Raw genomic sequence first — 19,680 nt, forward strand, 5'->3', positions numbered from 1 at the left:
TCACGATAATAATAAAAAAGGAGGTATCTTTCAATGGCTGATATGTTTTATGCAAAAGGCCCTGGAAACAATGGTTATATTAAGAACCTGGAAGTCTGCTCTTTCTCTGAGATGGATGGAAACTGCGGCATGTTCCAGATGCAGCTTTACAAAACAGCAGAAGGAAAATATTATCTGTACGGTGCATGCTTTGGCGGCACACAGTTTGGTGTTATGATCAGTGAAGTAACTGATCCTTACAACCCACGTTTTGTAAAGCATTTCCAGCTGGTTGACCCAGAAGAATATCCAACAACAACAACTCCAAAGCTTCAGATTGCTGATGATCTGATGATCTGTGCCATGAGCGCGGGCTCCGGTCCTGGCGCACTGGTAGAGCAGAGTGAGCTTCAGAATATGAAATGTGAAGTAGGTATCCGTATCTATTCTCTGAAGGAAGATCCCGAAAATCCAAAATTCCTTGGTTACTGGGACTGCGGCGTGCCTCATTCTATCGGTGTACACCGCTTTATGTACAATGGCGGACGCTATGTACATCTTTCCTGTGAATGCCGCAGTTTTGAAGGCATGATTTATCGTATCGTTGATATTGCAGATCCTGCTCATCCGGTAGAGGTTGGAAAATGGTGGTCTCCGGAACAGTATGTCGACGGATATCCGGGACGTACTTATGATCCTCATGCGGCACATGTTCCTGCATTTATGGACAAGGGCTGGATGCACGGACCTCCATTTGTACGCGGTGACAAAGTATACTGCGGCTACTGTGGAGACGGTCTGTACGTTCTTGATATCGCTGATATCACCAGACCGAAATGCGTGGGCAACTTAAGATTACAGCCTGTATTCTCCAGCCACCTGGCAGGTGCAAGAACACATACTGCACTTCCGCTTCCGGGACGTGACCTGGTAGTTGTTACAAACGAGGGTGAAAGATTCCAGTTCTTCCCGCCGGGAAGCATCAAGGAAGCTCAGGCATTAAATAATATTCATATGATTGATGTCCGCGATCCTGCGAAACCAACACTGATTGCAGAGTTCCCGTATCCGGAAGTACCAAAGGACTTCCCATATCCTAACTTCAATGTTATGAATCTGGAATGCCAGGGACCATTCGGACCTCACAATCTCCATGAGCCAATGGACGGCAAGCCATGGTTAGAGCAGCGCGGCGACCGTGTATACTGCTGTTACTTTGCAGCCGGTCTGCGTATTTATGATGTATCCGATCCTTACTATATTAAAGAGATCGCATACTTTATTCCTCCAAATCCAAACAAGACACCGGAAGAATCCTTCTTCCCAGGCTTCCCGGGCCCAAGAAATGCCTGCACAGAAGACTGTATTGTTGATGACAGAGGATATATCATTATTGACGCTTTGGACGACGGTTTCTATATCTTAAAAAGAACCGGAGATGCCGATAACTAAACCTTTTTAAATATCTCTCTGATGATATAGAAAAAGGGCTGTTAGGCAAAGCTTTGTAATAAACAAAGCTGCCAAAATAGTCCGGCTTAATTTAAAATATAATCATCAATCTGCAAAGGGAAGGTATATCCGAAAATATGCCTTCCCTTTGCTATTTAACTCTCCATCATTCCACAGATTGAAAACTCGTTCAGGCTGTAAACCTGGCTGTTCTCCCGGAATTTAATCATATTCTCTCCCACATACATAATTTCTGCCTTAAAATAGCCCGGCGACGCCTCAAACAGCCGTGTCTGATGTACGTGAATGTCACACTTTTTCCCAAGAAACATTTCATATGGATTTATTGTATCATCCCAGTCTTCTATTATAAGGGGCTGCTGTCTCTTTCGTTTCCATTCGGTCATCCGAACCTCCCGCAGCTGTTTAATATAAGCTTTGGGGACAATTCCACGTTTATTTTTATATTGAAATAAGATATGACTTTTACCGGAAGAAATAATTCCTACCTGCGCATATCCTACATCTTTTCCAACTAAATCAATATCACACCATTTTCCATGCATTGGCGTACAGTCCATATAAACTCCTGGTTCATGAATTATTTTTAATCCCATTTTATCACCTGCTTTTTTATTATTCAAATCAGCAGCAAACAGATTCTGCAGGTTTGAAACAAACCCTTTACAAAGATTTATGCACTTTCTGGTTCCTGCTTTTATTCAGTATATCAGAGAAACTATAAAAAGTGAAATCGTTCCTGTTCAAGTCTCGCTCTATAGGAATCGGCACTTTTCAGCTTTATCACAACATGGTATTTCCTATAGAGTAAAAAAAGACAGCATAACTGTCTTTTTTTATAAGGGAGGTTTTGTTCTTATGAATCTATATAAATTTTGATAATTGTTAGTCGCATCCGACGACGCCTACGCGCGTTTCTTTTAGACTGCCATCGGCTGCATTTATGTTATGCCTTTATTATAGGAGGCATTTGTGAATATTATATGTCAAGATTCTAAAAACAAACAAAACCCTTTCTTAAGATTTTATCAAGCATTAAATTCCCAGCTTCCATCCGTTCCTCTAGACCCCTGTTTTACCGAACTTCCATCAGTAGAAACAAAGATATTGGTCAGATAAGAAGAGTGATCTGCATTTCCGGATTCATCTACTACAAGCCAGCTGAGCCGGAAATTATAATATTCCACTCCGTCAATTTTAGTCATCCCTTCAAATCCGAAACTGTAAATATTTCCGGTCTCCGGATCTGTGGCGCCGTCCTTTCCAATGCCATTTTCAGCAAGAGCCAACGCTTCCTCCTGTGAAATTTTCTTACCTGTATTTGACGGCTTCTGCTGGCTATTGGTGTTATCGTTATTATCCGCTCCGGTTCCGGAATTATTGTCTGTTCCAGTCTGCTCCTGTCCTCCTGCCGTATCAGTTTTATCTGATTCATCATTAGAACCGGTATCCCCGGACCCCTTTTCATATGATTTTGTCTGATCAAATGTTGTTATCATATAGTGATACAGCGGCTTACCGGTTCCCTCATAGCTGGTATCCTGCATACCAACCGAATAATCAGCAACGGGCTCCTGCTTGGTGCCAGATACTACAGATGCCTGAATCTCATATGTACCATCTTCATGATCCCCACAGCTATTTACAACTACTTCCCAATCCTTGGCATCCTTTTTCTCAAAAGTATATTGTTCTGTTTCACTGTCATAAGCCACCGCCGTAAAATCTTCAGGTATATCCGGAAGCGCTTTTCGATTACCGTCATATGCAGCGAACAGTGCATTAGCCGCCTCTCTGACATCATCCTCTGTCAGAACCAGCATTCCGTCCTTTTCCTCTGCTCCGGCGCTCATAGCCCCGTCTTCACTAATCAGATATGTGCAGGCTGTCCAGAAATAAGTTCCGTCCCAGACTGCATACTCTTTGCCGGTCTCTTCCCCTGCCATGGCAAGAGCCAGCATCACATGGTTCATGGAATCCGATTCCTCGGGCATACCATTCTCTGATTTACCAGATGTCTCCTGCTCACTGCTTCCTGCAGCAGATACGTCAGGATTATCTTCTTTTTTCTGGCAGGAAACCAAAGAAGCCGCCAGCGCTCCGCAAACTATAATCGCCGCTATTTTCTTTTTCATATTCTAACCTCATTTCTCTTTCGATAGCAAAAACACAATGCACCCTGCACTGATGCTTTTATTCTAATAGCTGATAAAAGGAAATACCAGTTCTTTTGAGAAATTTAATCTAATATTAATATAAGAGACATCTGTATATGTACTTCTATACGGCAGATCCTGAAAATTTTTTCGTTTCTTCAAATAATTTCCTCCATTCAAAAATACAGAACGGATTATGTATTAGCAACTACAATTATAGACTTTTAAGGGTAGAAGTAAATATACAAAAGCTATTTTCTGTTTCTAAATTGTTTTTCTATGCTGAGATATCACAGCCTGGTTTTTCTGTTATAATATTTTCATTTAAGAAACCGGCGTTAGCATCCAGTATGGAGGTACTCATCTATGGATATTCGTGTATTACAATATTTTCTTGCCGTGGTGCAGGAAGGAACTGTTTCTAAAGCTGCCAGAGTCATGGGCACTACTCAGCCAAATCTTTCCCGTCAGTTAAATACTCTAGAAGAAGAGCTGGACTGCAAATTATTTGACCGGGGAAGCAGAAAAATCACGCTGACAGAAGAAGGCATTTTCCTTTACCGGCGCGCAAAAGAAATTGTACAGCTTGCCAGACGCACAGAAAGCGATCTTGACCAGATCCGCGGTAAAGCCAGTGGGATCGTCCATATCGGAGGAATTGAGACACCGGCCATAAAAGCCCTTGGAAAACCCATGGCATCCCTTTATAAAAAATATCCTCAGATACAATACGATTTTTTCAGCGGGCGTATCAAAGAGATCACCAACCGGTTAAACCACGGCCTGTTAGATTTCGGCATTGTAACCGCCCCATATCACCTGTCAAACTATGATTACTTGCAGCTCCCCAAAAAAGATACCTTTGGCTTCCTGGTGCACCGGGACTGCCCCCTTGCCGGGCTGGCCTGCGTTTGCCCCAGTGACCTAAAAAACTATCCCCTCTGGGTTTTTGGACAGCCGCCGGAAAGCCAGATTCTATCAGACTGGCTTGGCAAAGACATAAAAAACCTGAATGTCATTTCCTCTTTCGGACATATCTTAACCCCTGCCCAGCTTGTGGAAGAAGGCATCGGTATCGCTTTCGCAGCGAAAGGTCTTGTAAATACCGGCCCAAACAGTTCCCTGTGCTTCCGCCCCCTGGAGCCTCAAATAGATATTCCTGTTTACCTGATCTGGAAAAAACACCAGATACTTACCCGGGCCGCTGAATTTTTTCTAAAGGAAGTCCGCAGGATACTGCCCCAATAGAATTTAGATTGATGTTTGTTTCCGTATCTGCTTAATCCCGGAAATATGCCACACCGGACTCAAAAAGTTTCAGATCCTGATCTCCGTAAATATTAACGGCCACAGAATCGCCACGGCGCTCCGCATGAGCCATTTTCCCAAGAATACGTCCATCCGGACTTGTAATTCCTTCGATTGCCATGTAGGAACCATTCACGTTCCACTCTTCGTCCATAGTAGGAACACCGTTTTCATTTACATACTGGGTTGCCACCTGTCCGTTCTCAAACAGACGGTCCAGCCACTCTTTGGGCGCTACAAACCGTCCTTCTCCGTGGGAAGCGGGACTTGTATATACTTTGCCCAGTTCCGCCTTTGCAAGCCACGGGGACTTGTTTGTTACCACTTTTGTATAAACCATTTTTGAAATATGACGGCCGATGGTATTGTAGGTAAGCGTCGGCGCATCTGCAGTCTGGGAGCAGATCTCTCCGTGAGGCACCAGTCCCAGCTTGATAAGAGCCTGGAACCCGTTACAGATACCAAGGCACAATCCGTCTCTTTCGTTAAGCAGCTTCATAACCGCTTCCCTGATTTTTTCATTTCTGAAAGCAGTGGCAAAGAATTTAGCAGAACCTTCCGGCTCATCTCCGGCGGAAAAGCCGCCCGGAAACATGATAATCTGGGACTGCTGAATGGCTTTTTCAAAACAGTCAACAGAATCACGGATATCTTCTGGGCTCATATTTTTAAATACCTTTGTGATAACGTCAGCGCCGGCTCCCTCAAATGCTCTGGCACTGTCATACTCACAGTTGGTTCCCGGAAATACCGGGATAAATACAGTTGGTTTTGCGATTTTATTTTTACATACATAAATATTTTTTGTATCATAAAGACCGCTCTTTATTTCCTGAACATCAGTTGTGGCACGGGTAGGGAATACTTTTTCCAGCGTCTGTGTCCATGCGCCTAACGCTTCATCCATGGAAATTTCCACATCCCCGTATTTAAACTTCTGCTCTGCTAACACAGAACCCACAATAGAAACATTTGCCCGCAGGCCTGCCGCTTCCAGTGCTTCTTTCACTGTATCAGTATCTTTAGCGGCTACCTCAGCTGCCAGATTACCAAAACCAGGTGCAAATGCCTCCTCCGGTTTTAAACAGCCCCGGATAGAAACGCCCAGCTTATTGCCGAATGCCATTTTACTTACTGCCGCAATCAGTCCTTTTGCATCCAGGGCATAAACAGATTTCAGCTTTTTATCCTGTATCAGTCCATAAACAGCATCATACAATTTCATGACTTTCTCATAAACCGGCAGATCGTATTCATCTTTATCAATAGTAAACAGCATCAGTTTATTTCCGGCCGTTTTTAACTCAGGCGTAATGATGTCCTGCTCTTTTGCCACATCAACGGCAAAGGATACCAGTGTAGGCGGAACATCAATTTCATTAAAGGTACCGGACATAGAATCTTTTCCGCCGATGGAAGGCAGTCCAAATCCAATCTGCGCACTGTAAGCTCCAAGCAGTGCAGCAAAAGGCTGGCTCCAGCGTGAAGGGTCTTCGCTCATTCTGCGGAAATACTCCTGGAAGGTAAAACGGATTTTTTTATAATCTCCGCCGGCTGCAACAATTCTTGAAACAGACTCAAGAACCGCATAAACAGCCCCGTGATACGGGCTCCAGGAAGACACATACGGATCAAATCCGTAGCTCATCATCGTTACCGTATCACATTTTCCTGTCTGAACAGGAAGTTTTGCAACCATACTCTGTGTCTCTGTAAGCTGGTATTTTCCGCCATAAGGCATAAACACACTTCCGGCTCCAATGGATGCGTCAAACATTTCCACCAGACCTTTTTGTGAGCATACATTCAAATCCTTTAATGTGGCAAGCCATGCCTCTCTGACATCTTTCACTTCAGGACTTACCAGTACACTGTCAGCTTTTGCCGGAATATCCACCAGCACACCAGTTTCCTGATGAGCGCCGTTGGTATCCAGAAACGCTCTTGAAATATTTACAATCTCTTTATCTCTCCAGATCAGTACAAGACGGGGGTCTTCTGTAACAACGGCCACCTCTACTGCTTCCAGGTTTTCTTCCTCTGCATATCCTAAAAATTCTTTTACATTTTCAGGGGCAATGACAACTGCCATACGCTCCTGGGATTCTGAAATGGCAATTTCTGTTCCGTCCAGTCCCGCATATTTCTTCGGCACCTTATCCAGCTGCACCCGAAGTCCGTCAGCCAGTTCTCCGATGGCTACAGATACTCCGCCGGCTCCAAAGTCATTACATTTTTTAATCAGATAGCTTACTTCTTCTCTGCGGAACAATCTCTGAATTTTACGTTCTGTAGGCGGATTACCTTTCTGAACTTCCGCACCGCAGGTATCAATAGACTGGGTTGTATGCGCTTTTGAGGATCCGGTAGCTCCGCCGCATCCGTCTCTTCCGGTACGGCCGCCCAGCAGTATAATAATATCACCGGGATCGGAAGTCATTCTCTGAACCGCACGTCTTGGAGCCGCTCCCATAACTGCACCGATTTCCATTCGTTTTGCAACATAATTTGGATGATACACCTCTTTTACATAACCGGTTGCCAGACCGATCTGGTTACCGTAAGAACTGTATCCTCCTGCAGCAGAGCGGACAATCTTTTTCTGAGGAAGCTTTCCTTCCAGAGTATCTTTTACAGATACCGTAGGATCAGCCGCACCTGTAACACGCATTGCCTGATACACATAAGTACGTCCTGACAGCGGATCACGGATACATCCGCCAAGACATGTGGCAGCACCGCCGAAAGGTTCGATCTCGGTAGGATGATTGTGAGTTTCATTTTTAAAGTTCACAAGCCATTCTTCTGTTTTTCCGTCTACCTCTACAGGTACTACAATACTGCAGGCGTTGATCTCATCAGATTCTTCCTGATCATTCAGCTTACCTTCTTTTTTCAGTTTTTTCATGGCCATAAGAGCCAGATCCATCAGACAGATAAACTTATCATCTCTGTCTTTATACATTTCCTTATGGGTCTCTACATACGCTTCATAGGTTTTTACCAGCGGTTCTTTGTAGTCCCCCTCTTTAAATTCGATATCTTTTAATTCTGTAGAAAAGGTTGTATGACGGCAGTGATCAGACCAGTAGGTATCCAGCACACGGATTTCTGTCATGGTAGGATCTCTGTGTTCTTCCCCTGCAAAATAGTTCTGAATGTGAAGAAAATCCCGGAATGTCATAGCCAGATTTAAAGATCCATACAGCTCCTTTAATTCCGCCTCATTCATACCGGTAAATCCGTCAAATACTGCCACATCCGCCGGTTCCTCGAACTCTGTAATCAGAGTTTCCGGTTTCTCCAGACCGGTTTCTCTGGAATCCACCGGGTTAATGCAGTGATTTTTAACAGCAAGAAGCTGATCGGTACTCACTTCTCCTTCCAGTACATAGGTAAGAGCAGTACGGATAACAGGTTCTTCCCTGCCGCTGAGCAGCTTTACACACTGTTCTGCAGAATCCGCCCGCTGATCAAACTGTCCCGGCAGATATTCTACGCTAAAAGCAGCGGCGCCTTTTAAATCAAAATCTTCTTCATATACATCATCCACCGGAGGTTCTGAAAAAACTGTCCCCAGCGCTTTTTTATAGGTTTCATCTGAAATATTCTCAATGTCATAACGAACCAGGACACGCACTCCTGTCACACTGTCAATTCCCAGATAGCTTTTAATTTCGGAGTATAATTCTTTTGCTTTTACAGCATAAGCCGGTTTCTTTTCTACAAATACTCTGCGTACGTTGCTCATTCTCTTCCTCCATTTTAACTTCACTTGTCAAAATTTCTTCACAAAATCTGCTTATAAGTCTCCTTTTGCATCCGGCAAAAACCCTTCTGCAGTCATTGATTTACTACTTCTTTTACTCAGTATAGCAAATAACATTTATTAAGAAAAATTAATATAATTAATCCTTTTTATAAGATCAACTAATCCATAAAGTTGACACTTTATAAGCTGTAGTTTATAATGCTATTATCTATAATTATAAAGGAGCATCTCCATGGATATTAATTATGAATTGTATAAAGTCTTTTATCACGTTGCTTCTTCCCTAAGTTTTTCAGAAGCAAGCAAACAGTTATTTATATCACAGTCCGCAGTAAGCCAGTCCATTAAAACACTGGAGAAAAAACTGGAACAGACACTGTTTATTCGAAGCACCAAAAAAGTTCAGCTGACTCCCGCCGGCCAGGTGCTGCTAAAGCATATTGAACCGGCCATGAATCTTATTCAGCGCGGTGAAAACCAGCTTCTCGACAGCAAAAGCCTGGGGCTTGGACAGCTCCACATCGGCGCCAGCGACACTATCTGCCGCTATTTTCTGGTTCCGTATTTTAAACAATTTCACAAACAGTTTCCCAATGTTCCCATCAAGGTCACCAATGCCACTTCACTGGCATGTGTAGACCTTCTGGAGCAGGGGAAGGTTGACATGATTGTCACCAATTTTCCCAATACCCGTTTAAACCATTCCTATATTCAGAAAACCGTCTGTCAGTTTCAGGATGTGTTTATTGCAAATCCCGCTTATTTTAATTTAAAACAGCAGGAACTTTCCCTGACGGAGCTGAATCAATATCCGATCCTGATGCTGGACCGCAAATGTACTACCAGTGAGTTTTTACATAATCTGTTCCTTCAGCACCAGATGGAACTGATCCCCGAAGTTGAATTAAGCAGCAATGACCTGCTGATTGATCTGGCCCGCATCGGCCTTGGGATAGCATTTATTCCGGATTACTGTCTGCTTCGGGAATCAAAGGAACTTTTTATCTTAAAGACCAAAGAAAAAATGCCTCAAAGACAGATTGTTGCTTCTATTAATCCATCACTTCCCACAACGGCTTCCACAACAGAGTTTCTAAATCTTCTCCCGTCCATCAATGACTAAATAACAAAGCGGATTTTTCCGCTTTGTTTTAAATTACCCCTGCAGATAAAAATTCCAAAGGGACTCTATCTCTCTTCGCTCCAGAATTCCCTGATTTTTTCATCCAGAGATCTCAGCGTACATACTTCATGCTGCTCCCACTCAAGGGGAAACAGCTCCTGGTAATCCCTTCTGAGAAATCTTTCATCCAGCAATTCGATGATTCCCCGATCCTCCGCCGTACGAATCACCCGGCCTGCAGCCTGCAGTACTTTATTCATCCCGGGATACTGATAAGCATAAGAAAATCCCTGACCGTTTTTCTCCTGGTAATAATTTTTCAGAATCTCACGTTCCGTACAAATCTGCGGCAGTCCTGTGCCTGCAATCAAAACGCCGATAAGCTGTTCTTTTTTTAAATCAATTCCTTCAGAAAAAATTCCGCCCAGCACCCCAAATGCCACAAAAGATGTTTCCCTGCATTCTGTAAATGCTTCAATAAATTCTTCTCTTTGGCGTTCCGACATATTATTTTCCTGGATCATACTATCCATACGCCCTGCATTTACTGACAGAAAACTTTCATAAACCGTCTCCATCATTTTATAGGAGGGAAAAAATACAAGATAATTTCCTTTTCTTCCAGAGGCCGTCTTAAAAATATAATCGGCAAATTTTCTGTATTCCTGCTCATTTCTCCTTGTATACAGACTGCTGACATCTTTTCCGATAAGAAGCAGACGCTGGTCACTGGTAAAAGCGGTCTCGGCATATACTGCATAATTGTCATCTCTTACACTCAGCAGCTGCTTATAGTACCGGACAGGCAGAAGGGTAGCTGAAAAAAAGACAGTTGCAAGCCCTCTGTTTAAGCACTCCTGCAGATTCCCTGCCGGATTTACGCAATACAGCCGCAGCAAAAAACGGTTCTCCTGATCAAACTTCGTATAAATAACATAGTTATCATCCACCAGCTCATAGATATTCAGAAAATGCCTGAGGTTCAGATAAAAATCAGACACTTCCTTCCGCTCCGGGAACTCTCCTCTGGACTGCAGAAACTTATCATATTCCGAGCCAAGGCGCATCAGGGAAAAAATAAATGCCCCCACGCTGTCATAGAGACAGTAGTCTTCGCACTCCCGTTTCCATTCCAGCATCTGCCGGTTGCATTTTTCCAGCTGCCCTACAAGCTTCGGGCTGTATTGCTTCAGCAATTTCTTCTGTTCCAGAAACTCTTCCTTCACCAGATGGGCACTGTACATTTCTCTTCCCCGTTCCACCAGATTGTGGGCTTCATCCACAAGAAAGAAGTAATCTCCTTTATTTCCTTCTGCAAAAAAACGTTTCAGATACACATTGGGATCAAAAACATAATTATAATCACAGATAATGACATCCGACCAGAGAGAAACATCCAGGCTCATTTCAAAAGGACAGACCTGATAGCTTTCCGCCTGCAGCAGCAGCTCTTCTCTGGAAAAATCACCGGATTTCGAAATCAGATCAAATACCGCATCATTGACCCTGTCATAATGCCCTCTGGCATAGGGACAGTTCACAGGGTTACAGTCCATTTCATCACAGACACACATCTTTTCTTTTGCCGTCAGTTCCAGAACTTTTCCCTGATAACCATGTTCCTTCAGCAACCGAAAGGTATCACGGGCCACTGTTCTTGTAATAGTTTTAGCTGTCAGATAAAAGATCTTGTCTCCCAGTCCCTCCCCCACTGCTTTTACAGCAGGGAATACCGTTGAAATCGTTTTTCCCACACCGGTTGGCGCCTGAAGAAACAATATTTTCTTCCGCAGCATTGTGCGGTAAACATCTGTTACCAGTTTTTTCTGTCCTTCTCTGTAAGGAAATGGAAATGTAAGCTTTCTGGCTGCAGCCGTTCTTACCAGCCGCCACTCATACTGCAGATCAGCCCATTTCTGATACCGGCCCAGCAGATCTTCAAACCAGTCAGCCAGTTCATCAAATACATACTCTTCTGTAAACCGTTTCAATTCCTCGGTATCCAGATTACAGTAAGTCATCTGCACCCCGACTTTTTTTAATCCCTGCTGCCTGCCATAAATAAAGGCATAGCATTTGGCCTGAGCCAGGTGAACGGATACCGGATGTTCGAAAGATGCAAGTTCACGGTAAACACCTTTGATCTCATCAATCACCATAAGCCCGTCATCCGGAAAAATGCCATCTGCCCGCCCTTCCACAGACAGGAAATACCGGGGAGTTTCCAGTACATATTTCAAAGAAACTTCCGCCATATAATCTGAGCCCATCCGTCGCTGAATTTTCCGATGCATACGGCTCCCTTCCTGCATGGCTTCCCGCTCTGCTGATTTCCCTTTCCGATTGTCAATATCTCCGCCTCTTAAAATAAATTCCACCAGATTTCTTACAGAAATCCGAAGGGTCTGTTTTTCTTCCATATTTTATCTTATACCTGCAATATCATTTTCACGCTCCCGTAAATCCCGGCGTCATTTCCCAGTTTTGCAAGGGCAAAGGGAGTTTTGGCCGCAGCATGGAACGCATATTTTTCATAATATTTCTGAATCACATCAGTTACAATGGTTCCTGCTTTTGACACCCCGCCTCCGATAACAAATACTTCCGGGTTTGTTACCGAACCAATAAAGGAAAGCGCCGTGCCAAGCATCTCTCCCAGCTCCTCTACCAGTTCCAGTGCCACCTCATCCTTTTGTCTGGCAGCATCAAAAATGGCCTTGGCTGTAAGTGTTTCTGCATCTCTAAGCACTGATTCTCTCTGATCAGCCTCCAGTTTCAGCCGGCCCATCCGGGCAATGCCTCTGGCAGAAGCATACTGCTCTAAACATCCTCGCTTTCCGCAGCCACAGATTTCTGTTTCATCCTTTTTCATCTGGAAATGTCCGATTTCTCCACCTGCACCGTCAGCGCCGGCTACAATCTTTCCATTTACAATAATGCCGCCGCCCACGCCGGTTCCAAGAGTCACCATTACCACATTCTGATAGCCTTCGCCGCCGCCCTTCCACATTTCTCCAAGGGCAGCTACATTGGCATCATTTCCCGCCTGGGCCCGGATACCTCCCATCAGCTCAGACATAGCGTCTTCCACGTTAAAAACGCCCCAGCCAAGATTTACACAGCGAAGAACGGTACCATGCTCATCTACCGGTCCCGGTACGCCCATGCCGATTCCTTCCACACCTTCAAGTTCAATCCCTTTTTCTTTTAATTTATTCTTGGCTGACACGGCAATATCACTCAGAATAAAAGAGCCGTCCTGCTGTGTTCTTGTCTTAATCTCCCATTTCTCCAGCAGCTTCCCCTCTGTAGTAAACAGCCCCATTTTTATTGTAGTACCGCCGATATCCACTCCCAATGCATATTTTTTCATTCTTACTTCCTCCTGAAACAGTTTGTCTTTTCTTATTTTACAACGCCGGCCCTTAAGTTGACAATAGCCCGGATCAGAGGTTTTCTTCCTTAATCCGGGCTGTCTGCTGTATTATGTCACTTTTTATTTTTTAAGGTACCACAATCACATTTTTGCAGCGTTTATAGGTCTCATCAAAAAGCCGGTCCGTCAATATCTGGGATTTCGAAAAATCTCCAAATGAAATGGGATAAATCTGATGAAACTTTGTACTGTCACACAAAACATACGGACTCTGGGTCCGTTTCATAGCGCATTCCTTTATCATCGCCTCATTAATATCCGGTGTTGTAAAACCAGTGGTCTGACTGACTCCATTTGCTCCCCAGAATCCTTTAGTAAAATTATATTTTAACAGATTGGCAAATGCTTCATTCCCCACGATTGCCTCAGTGGCAGCTTTTACTTCACCGCCGATTAAAGTTACCCGGAATCCATTTTCTGCCAGCTTTAATGCATGAGATACTGCATTTGTTACAAATGATGCAGACTTTTCTGTCAAAAACGGAATCATATAACCGGTTGTTGTACCTGCATCCAGATATACAAAATCATTGGGCTGAATCATAGCCGCCGCATATTGCGCAATCCGCATTTTTTCACTGCGGTTCTGCTCCTCTTTTAGAGCTACTGTTTCTTCTTTTGTATGAATTCTGGATTCTACCTGCACGGCCCCGCCAAACACTTTCATCAGCACGCCTTTGTCGTGCAGCACATTTAAATCCCGGCGGATTGTGGATTCAGAAGTGTGAAACAATTCTTTTAATTCCTGTACTGTTACACTTCCCTTTTTATCAAGCAGATTTATGATTTCTTCATGCCTTTTTTCTGTGAGCATAGTCTCTTTCCTCGTCTATCAAAGCCATTTTTTCAGCTGTTCTTCCCGTATCTTTCCTGTATCCGTCTCACGTATTGCTTTTCTTACCGGAAGGATATTTCCCGGAGAAACGGAAAGCTCATCAACGCCCATTGCTGCAAACAGCTGGGTAAGCGCAAGATCCCCTCCAAGCTCACCGCAGATTCCGCACCAGATTCCTGCCCGGTGGGCATTTTGTACTGTCTGATAAATCAGCCGCAGAACAGCCCTGTGGTGGGCATCGAAAAATTCATCCAGCTCCTGATTCTGGCGGTCAATTGCCAGCATATATTGAGTCAGGTCATTGGTTCCGATGCTGAAAAAGTCCACTTCCTCTGCCAGAAGATCACTGATCACAGCCGCAGCAGGAGTTTCAATCATAATTCCCTGCTCCATATCTCCAAACTCCAGCCCTTCCTGTTTTAACTCTTCTTTTACTTCCTCCACAATCTGCTTGATTTTTTTTACTTCTTTTACAGATGTTATCATTGGATACATAACTGCCAGTTTCCCATACACACTTGCACGCAGCAGGGCCCTTAACTGAGTTTTAAATACTTCCGTCCTTGTCAGGCAGATTCGGATAGCCCGGTATCCCATAGCCGGATTTTCTTCTTTTTTCAGTTGAAAATAGTCTGCCTGCTTATCTGCTCCGATATCCAGTGTCCGGATAATAACCCGTTTTCCTGCCATGGTCTCCGCAACGGTTTTATATACTCTAAACTGTTCCTCCTCTGTGGGATAGGTATCTTTTTCCAGATATAAAAATTCGCTTCGAAACAATCCGATGCCTTCCGCTCCATTTTGAAGCACCGCCGCTAAATCTTTGCTGTCTCCAATATTGGCATATGTCAATATCTTTTTGCCATCCAGGGTAATCCCTTTTTCGTTTTTCAGAGTCAAAAGAAGCTCTCTTTTTTCCTGTTCTTCTGCCAGCTTCTGCTTCATATCCCTTAAAGTCTTTTCATCCGGCTCTACATAAATGCAGCCTGTATTGCCGTCAACCACTGCCATTTTTCCATCAATCTGCTCATCCAGAGGCAGGTCGGTGCCAATTAGAGCCGGAATCCCCATAGTTCTTGCAAGAATTGCCGTATGAGAATTTACGGAACCATGAACGGTTACAAAAGAACGGACATTTTTTTTATCCAGCTGTACAGTCTCGCTGGGAGCCAGATCATCGGCCACAATAATTGCCGGTTCATCTGTCAAAGTCTGCTGGCCGGACCTTCCGTCCAGGATGGAAATCAGGCGTTCCGAAATATCTTTTATATCAGCCGCCCGCTCTTTCATATATTCATCATCCATAGCAGAAAACATTGCAGAGAAATTATCTCCGGCAGCTGCCACTGCATATTCTGCATTTACTTTCTGTGTGCGAATCATATTTTCTACAGATTCCAGAAAATCATCATCTTCCAGCATCATCTGGTGAACTTCGAAAATAGCAGCGCTGGATTCTCCTACTTCTTTTAAAGCTTTTTCATAAAGCTGTCCCAGCTGTTTTTTGGCCTCCTCAATAGCCCCATGGAAACGTCTTATTTCTTCCTCTGTATTTTCTGTTTTACTGCGTTTTACCTGATGCTCATTTTTTTTATAAACCCGAATTTTCCCAATGGCGATTCCGCCAAATACACTTTTTCCGTTATAAACGTTCATTCTTTTCTCCTTCCCGCAGGCAAAAGGGGCCATGCACACTGGCATATCCCGATATTTTTGTGCACGGCCCCTTTTTCACTGCCTTACAACAGTGAGCATTATAAATTTTCTTTCAGGAAATTTTGAAGCGCCGCAGCAGCACTCTCTTCATCTTCACCTTCAGCCTGAACCAGTATTTCTTCACCCTTTTTTACCCCAAGGCCCATAAGTCCCAGAATATTCTTTGCGTTTACTTTCTTCTCTCCTTTAGTCACGCTTATGGAAGATGCAAATCCTTTGGCCGCTTTTACAAACTCACCTGCCGGACGTGCATGAATCCCCTGGCTATCTGTGATCACATACTTAAATTCTCTCATTTTTGACTCCTCCTTTATAAGCTTTACATATTTTCTTATTCTTTATTATTATCTCATATTTCAAATCATTTTCATTCAGAATGCTTTTTATCAGCAATTTTTCATTGGTCTGACCTGTATGTTCTATGACTCATTTACAGTTTTCTTCAAAAGCCCCAACAGCAGAGCCCCTACAATGGTTCCCACTACCAGGGATACAAGGTATATAACCGCATGATCTGCTACCAGAAATACGAAAATTCCTCCGTGGGGCGCCATAATGGTGCAATTAAATGCCATGGACAGCGCACCTGCAGTAGCTGCTCCCGCCACACAGGCCGGAAGCACTCTCAGCGGATCAGATGCCGCATAGGGAATTGCTCCTTCTGTAATAAATGCCAGCCCCATAATAAAGTTTACAGGACCAGAACCTCTCTCTTCCTTTGTCCATTTCTTCTTAAATAATAATGTTGAAAGAGCAATGGCACATGGGGGAACCATACCACCGATCATAACAGCAGCCATAATATCATAATTTCCTGCCGCAATGGATGCCGTGCCAAAAACATAAGCCGCTTTGTTAAACGGTCCGCCCATATCAATGGACATCATTCCGGCCACAACAATCCCCAATAATATTTTACTTGATCCACCCATATTCGTCAAAGCCGTATTTAAGGCTGTATTTAAAGCTCCGATGGGGGGTTCTATAGCAAAATTCATAATCAGTCCTATAATCAGAATCCCAAACAACGGATACAGCAGAACCGGCGTTATTTTCTCGATGGCATCCGGCAGCCGGTCAAATACTTTCTTTAAAAGCAATATCACATATCCTGCAATAAATCCTGCAGCAAGAGCTCCTAAAAAACCTGATTTTCCGCTGGCTGCAATCATGCCGCCCACAAAACCAACTGCAAGTCCCGGTCTGTCTGCAATACTCATGGCAATAAACCCGGCAAGCACAGGAAGCATAAAGCCAAATGCAATATCACCAATTCCCTTTAAAGTCGCCGCCGCCGGAGTAATGGTACCGAAAGCCGCCCGGGCTTCTTCTGTGAGAGAGTTAATATCCACATTTAATCCGTCAATTAAAAAGGCCAGTGCAATTAGTATTCCGCCCCCTACTACAAAAGGGAGCATGTGGGATACGCCGTTCATCAGATTCATATAAATCCTGTGTCCGGCTCCCTGGGATTTTTGAACCGTTTTTCCTGCTGAGGGATTTCCAGCCTGATACACGGGGGCATCACCGTTTATGGCCCGTTCAATCAGCCGGTCTGCCTTGCTGATACCGTCAGATACCTGGCATTCAATCAGTTTTTTCCCGTGAAACCGGTCCATTGGTACTTTGGCGTCTGCCGCCACAATGATACAATCTGCATCCTCAATCTCTTGATCCGTCAACACATTTTTGGCACCGCCGGATCCCCTGGTTTCAACCTTTATAAAACAGTTTTTGGCTTTTGCCGCCTTCTCTAGTCCTTCTGCCGCCATGTAAGTATGCGCAATTCCTGTAGGACAGGATGTTACTGCCAGAATCCTGCATACAGCTCCGGTTTTAGTTTCAGTCTGAGCTGCAAGCTGATCATCCAGATCCGGTTTTTCATCATCCGCCGCATCAATGACCTGCAGAAATTCTTCTGTAGTTTTTGCTTTTTTTAAATTAAGTATAAAATCTTCATCCATTAACAGCATAGATAATTTACTTAACACATCCAAATGTACGTTATCTTCTGTATCAGGCGCAGCAATCAGGAAAATCAGATGTACAGGTTCGTTGTCGAGAGAATCAAAATCCACACCGTCTTTAATTACCATTGCCGCAAGACCCGGTTTTATAACTCCGTCACACTTTCCGTGAGGAATAGCGATCCCTTCTCCGATTCCGGTGGTACTCTCCTCCTCCCTTAAATAAACCTGTTTCCGATAAGCTTCTTCATCCCGGATTTTTCCACTTTTTGCCATCAGCTCAATCATCTGGTCTAGAGCTTCCTGCTTTGAAGCCGGCGCGCCATTAAGGGCAATACTTCTTTGATCCAGCAAATCTGTTATCCGCATACGCTTTCTCCCTTTCTATTCTCATTTCCAGGTGCTCACTTGTAAAGTTTCATATATTTTCTGTACTTCTGATTTTTTTGCCAGCAGCTCTGAAAATGCGCTGGCACTCCCGGCAGCCACTCCCATCTTAAAAGCATGGACATAATCTTTTTTCTCTTCCCATCCTGCAAGAAACCCTGCAACCATAGAATCACCGGCGCCAACAGCATTTACCAGTTTTCCTTTCGGTGCATCAAGGAAATACACTTCTTTTTCCTCTGTCAGCAGCACGGCTCCTTGACCCGCCATAGAAACAAGTACATTTCCAGCTCCTAGCTCCTGCAGCTTTTCTGCATAGGGTATCACATCTTTTTTTTCATTTAACTCTGTCTGAAACAGTTCTCCCAATTCATGATTATTGGGCTTTATTAAAAATGGATGATAGGAAAGTACATTTAAAAGCAGATCTTTCGTTGCATCAACAGCAAAACAAATCCCCTTTCCGGACAGCCGTTTCATAATCTCCTGATACATAGAATCCGGCATTCCCTCCGGAATACTGCCCGCCAGTACTAAAACATCATTTTCTTTCAGTTCCTCAAGCTTCTGTAAAAGCTGTTTTATTTCCTCCCGACTGATTTCAGGTCCTTTTCCATTGATTTCCGTTCCGTCAAAATCCTTCAATTTTACATTGATTCTGGAAAATCCATGTTTCACCGAAATAAAATCACTGTCCACTCCCAGCTTTCGCACCCTTTTTTCAATCTCTTCCCCTGTAAATCCTGCCGTAAACCCCAAAGCCGAATTTTTAATGCCGAGATTTTTCAGAACGGTGGAAACATTAATCCCTTTCCCCCCTGGCAACATATTCTCTGAGGATGTACGATTGGTTTTCCCAATCTCAAAATCCTTCACCGACACAATGTAGTCCAGGGACGGATTAAAAGTAACTGTGTAAATCACCTGCCTGCACCTCCCGTATTGTTTTTGTATGCTTGTTTTTATAAGCTCATTATATGTCCGTAATCGTTCATTTTCAATCGTATTAATTCACAATTTTCACATTGATTTATTGTATATTTTTCATAATCACTCATTTTCATTCAAATTCATTCATTTTATAAGACAAACAAAAAACAGTGGCCATCACATTACATGACGTCACTGTTTTTTGTCTCTACTCTTATTATTCACGTTTTTTTCTTTTTTATGCTACAACATACTTCTGCAGAACGGACTCAAAGGTATGATTACTCCCACCATATTTGACCGTTACGATCTTAGCCAGACCAAGGCTTAATACTCCAAGGAATGATTTAGCATCGACAATTGCTCTTTCATAATGCATGTTAATGTCAAAATTACAATCGGATGCCGCCTTCACAAATTCCTGTACTTCATTAGTTGCACATAATTTGATTTTCTTTTCATTCATGATGATTCATCCTTTCTAATGAAAAACCCCAAGCATCTACGAATTTCGCTTTCCGTGTGATTATTACACGCCCGGAATTATTTGTCAAAAATAAAATCACCTGCTTTTTCATGCAAAAATAACTTGCAGTGA

General features: G+C 43.5%; 14 protein-coding genes. 3 read left to right on the top strand and 11 right to left on the bottom strand.

Translation table 11 applies throughout. From position 1 onward, the window contains the following. Positions 1 to 33 precede the first annotated feature (33 nt). Positions 34 to 1,431, top strand: a complete 1,398-nt coding sequence (locus tag OCV88_RS11830; RefSeq protein ID WP_158425665.1) for an LVIVD repeat-containing protein — start codon at positions 34 to 36, stop codon at positions 1,429 to 1,431. A gap of 155 nt (positions 1,432 to 1,586) precedes the next feature. Here OCV88_RS11830 and OCV88_RS11835 read toward each other — a convergent pair whose 3' ends face one another. Together OCV88_RS11835 and OCV88_RS11840 are read right to left on the bottom strand one after the other, a co-directional pair. Next, positions 1,587 to 2,048, bottom strand: a complete 462-nt coding sequence (locus tag OCV88_RS11835) for a hypothetical protein (RefSeq protein WP_158425666.1) — start codon at positions 2,046 to 2,048, stop codon at positions 1,587 to 1,589. 432 nt (positions 2,049 to 2,480) lie between these two features. Continuing rightward, positions 2,481 to 3,587: a hypothetical protein gene (locus OCV88_RS11840; RefSeq protein ID WP_158425667.1), complete on the bottom strand. Its 1,107-nt coding sequence runs from the start codon at positions 3,585 to 3,587 to the stop codon at positions 2,481 to 2,483. Between the two features lie 387 nt (positions 3,588 to 3,974). Between OCV88_RS11840 and OCV88_RS11845 the strand changes: the two genes are divergently transcribed. Further along, entirely contained in the window at positions 3,975 to 4,856 is an 882-nt protein-coding gene (locus tag OCV88_RS11845; RefSeq protein ID WP_158425668.1) for a LysR family transcriptional regulator, read from the top strand. Positions 4,857 to 4,887: 31 nt separating this feature from the next. On the opposite strand, the gene OCV88_RS11850 is transcribed toward OCV88_RS11845, so the two are convergent. Further along, positions 4,888 to 8,667, bottom strand: a complete 3,780-nt coding sequence (locus OCV88_RS11850; RefSeq protein WP_158425669.1) for a phosphoribosylformylglycinamidine synthase — start codon at positions 8,665 to 8,667, stop codon at positions 4,888 to 4,890. A gap of 253 nt (positions 8,668 to 8,920) precedes the next feature. Here OCV88_RS11850 and OCV88_RS11855 point away from each other — a divergent pair, with 253 nt between their 5' ends. Then, positions 8,921 to 9,811: a LysR family transcriptional regulator gene (locus OCV88_RS11855; protein WP_158425670.1), complete on the top strand. Its 891-nt coding sequence runs from the start codon at positions 8,921 to 8,923 to the stop codon at positions 9,809 to 9,811. A gap of 65 nt (positions 9,812 to 9,876) precedes the next feature. Here the strand turns inward: OCV88_RS11855 and OCV88_RS11860 are convergent, their stop codons facing one another. The 8 genes from OCV88_RS11860 to OCV88_RS11895 all read right to left on the bottom strand — a co-directional run bounded on the left by OCV88_RS11860 (position 9,877) and on the right by OCV88_RS11895 (position 19,548). After that, positions 9,877 to 12,231, bottom strand: coding sequence for an ATP-dependent DNA helicase (locus tag OCV88_RS11860; RefSeq protein ID WP_158425671.1), 2,355 nt, complete (start codon positions 12,229 to 12,231; stop codon positions 9,877 to 9,879). A gap of 8 nt (positions 12,232 to 12,239) precedes the next feature. Next, positions 12,240 to 13,184 (bottom strand): ROK family glucokinase, encoded by a 945-nt coding sequence (locus OCV88_RS11865; protein WP_158425672.1) that lies wholly within the window; start codon positions 13,182 to 13,184, stop codon positions 12,240 to 12,242. A gap of 130 nt (positions 13,185 to 13,314) precedes the next feature. After that, positions 13,315 to 14,061 carry a DeoR/GlpR family DNA-binding transcription regulator gene (locus OCV88_RS11870; RefSeq protein ID WP_158425673.1) on the bottom strand — a complete coding sequence of 249 codons (747 nt, stop codon included), beginning with the start codon at positions 14,059 to 14,061 and terminating at the stop codon, positions 13,315 to 13,317. A gap of 18 nt (positions 14,062 to 14,079) precedes the next feature. Beyond that, positions 14,080 to 15,738, bottom strand: a complete 1,659-nt coding sequence (ptsP, locus tag OCV88_RS11875) for a phosphoenolpyruvate--protein phosphotransferase (protein WP_158425674.1) — start codon at positions 15,736 to 15,738, stop codon at positions 14,080 to 14,082. A 98-nt stretch (positions 15,739 to 15,836) separates the two neighbouring features. Beyond that, the gene (locus OCV88_RS11880) at positions 15,837 to 16,094 is read right to left on the bottom strand and encodes an HPr family phosphocarrier protein (RefSeq protein ID WP_158425675.1); all 258 of its coding nucleotides are present in this window, start codon (positions 16,092 to 16,094) and stop codon (positions 15,837 to 15,839) included. 123 nt (positions 16,095 to 16,217) lie between these two features. Beyond that, a complete protein-coding gene (locus OCV88_RS11885; protein ID WP_158425676.1) occupies positions 16,218 to 18,134 on the bottom strand; it encodes a PTS fructose transporter subunit IIABC in 1,917 nt (638 codons plus the stop codon). Positions 18,135 to 18,155: 21 nt separating this feature from the next. Then, a complete protein-coding gene (gene pfkB / locus OCV88_RS11890) occupies positions 18,156 to 19,076 on the bottom strand; it encodes a 1-phosphofructokinase (RefSeq protein WP_158425677.1) in 921 nt (306 codons plus the stop codon). A gap of 244 nt (positions 19,077 to 19,320) precedes the next feature. Further along, a complete protein-coding gene (locus tag OCV88_RS11895) occupies positions 19,321 to 19,548 on the bottom strand; it encodes an HPr family phosphocarrier protein (protein WP_158425678.1) in 228 nt (75 codons plus the stop codon). Between the last annotated feature and the right edge of the window lie 132 nt (positions 19,549 to 19,680).

It is taken from the genome of Brotonthovivens ammoniilytica, assembly GCF_025566885.1.
Lineage (GTDB): Bacteria > Bacillota > Clostridia > Lachnospirales > Lachnospiraceae > Brotonthovivens > Brotonthovivens ammoniilytica.

Excerpts from the sequence above, each read along its gene's own strand:
- OCV88_RS11830 (WP_158425665.1), top strand. The coding sequence starts at position 34 with ATGGCTGATATGTTTTATGCAAAAGGCCCTGGAAACAATGGTTATATT.
- OCV88_RS11835 (WP_158425666.1), bottom strand. The coding sequence starts at position 2,048 with ATGGGATTAAAAATAATTCATGAACCAGGAGTTTATATGGACTGTACG.
- OCV88_RS11840 (WP_158425667.1), bottom strand. The coding sequence starts at position 3,587 with ATGAAAAAGAAAATAGCGGCGATTATAGTTTGCGGAGCGCTGGCGGCT.
- OCV88_RS11845 (WP_158425668.1), top strand. The coding sequence starts at position 3,975 with ATGGATATTCGTGTATTACAATATTTTCTTGCCGTGGTGCAGGAAGGA.
- OCV88_RS11850 (WP_158425669.1), bottom strand. The coding sequence starts at position 8,667 with ATGAGCAACGTACGCAGAGTATTTGTAGAAAAGAAACCGGCTTATGCT.
- OCV88_RS11855 (WP_158425670.1), top strand. The coding sequence starts at position 8,921 with ATGGATATTAATTATGAATTGTATAAAGTCTTTTATCACGTTGCTTCT.
- OCV88_RS11860 (WP_158425671.1), bottom strand. The coding sequence starts at position 12,231 with ATGGAAGAAAAACAGACCCTTCGGATTTCTGTAAGAAATCTGGTGGAA.
- OCV88_RS11865 (WP_158425672.1), bottom strand. The coding sequence starts at position 13,184 with ATGAAAAAATATGCATTGGGAGTGGATATCGGCGGTACTACAATAAAA.
- OCV88_RS11870 (WP_158425673.1), bottom strand. The coding sequence starts at position 14,061 with ATGCTCACAGAAAAAAGGCATGAAGAAATCATAAATCTGCTTGATAAA.
- ptsP (WP_158425674.1), bottom strand. The coding sequence starts at position 15,738 with ATGAACGTTTATAACGGAAAAAGTGTATTTGGCGGAATCGCCATTGGG.
- OCV88_RS11880 (WP_158425675.1), bottom strand. The coding sequence starts at position 16,094 with ATGAGAGAATTTAAGTATGTGATCACAGATAGCCAGGGGATTCATGCA.
- OCV88_RS11885 (WP_158425676.1), bottom strand. The coding sequence starts at position 18,134 with ATGCGGATAACAGATTTGCTGGATCAAAGAAGTATTGCCCTTAATGGC.
- OCV88_RS11895 (WP_158425678.1), bottom strand. The coding sequence starts at position 19,548 with ATGAATGAAAAGAAAATCAAATTATGTGCAACTAATGAAGTACAGGAA.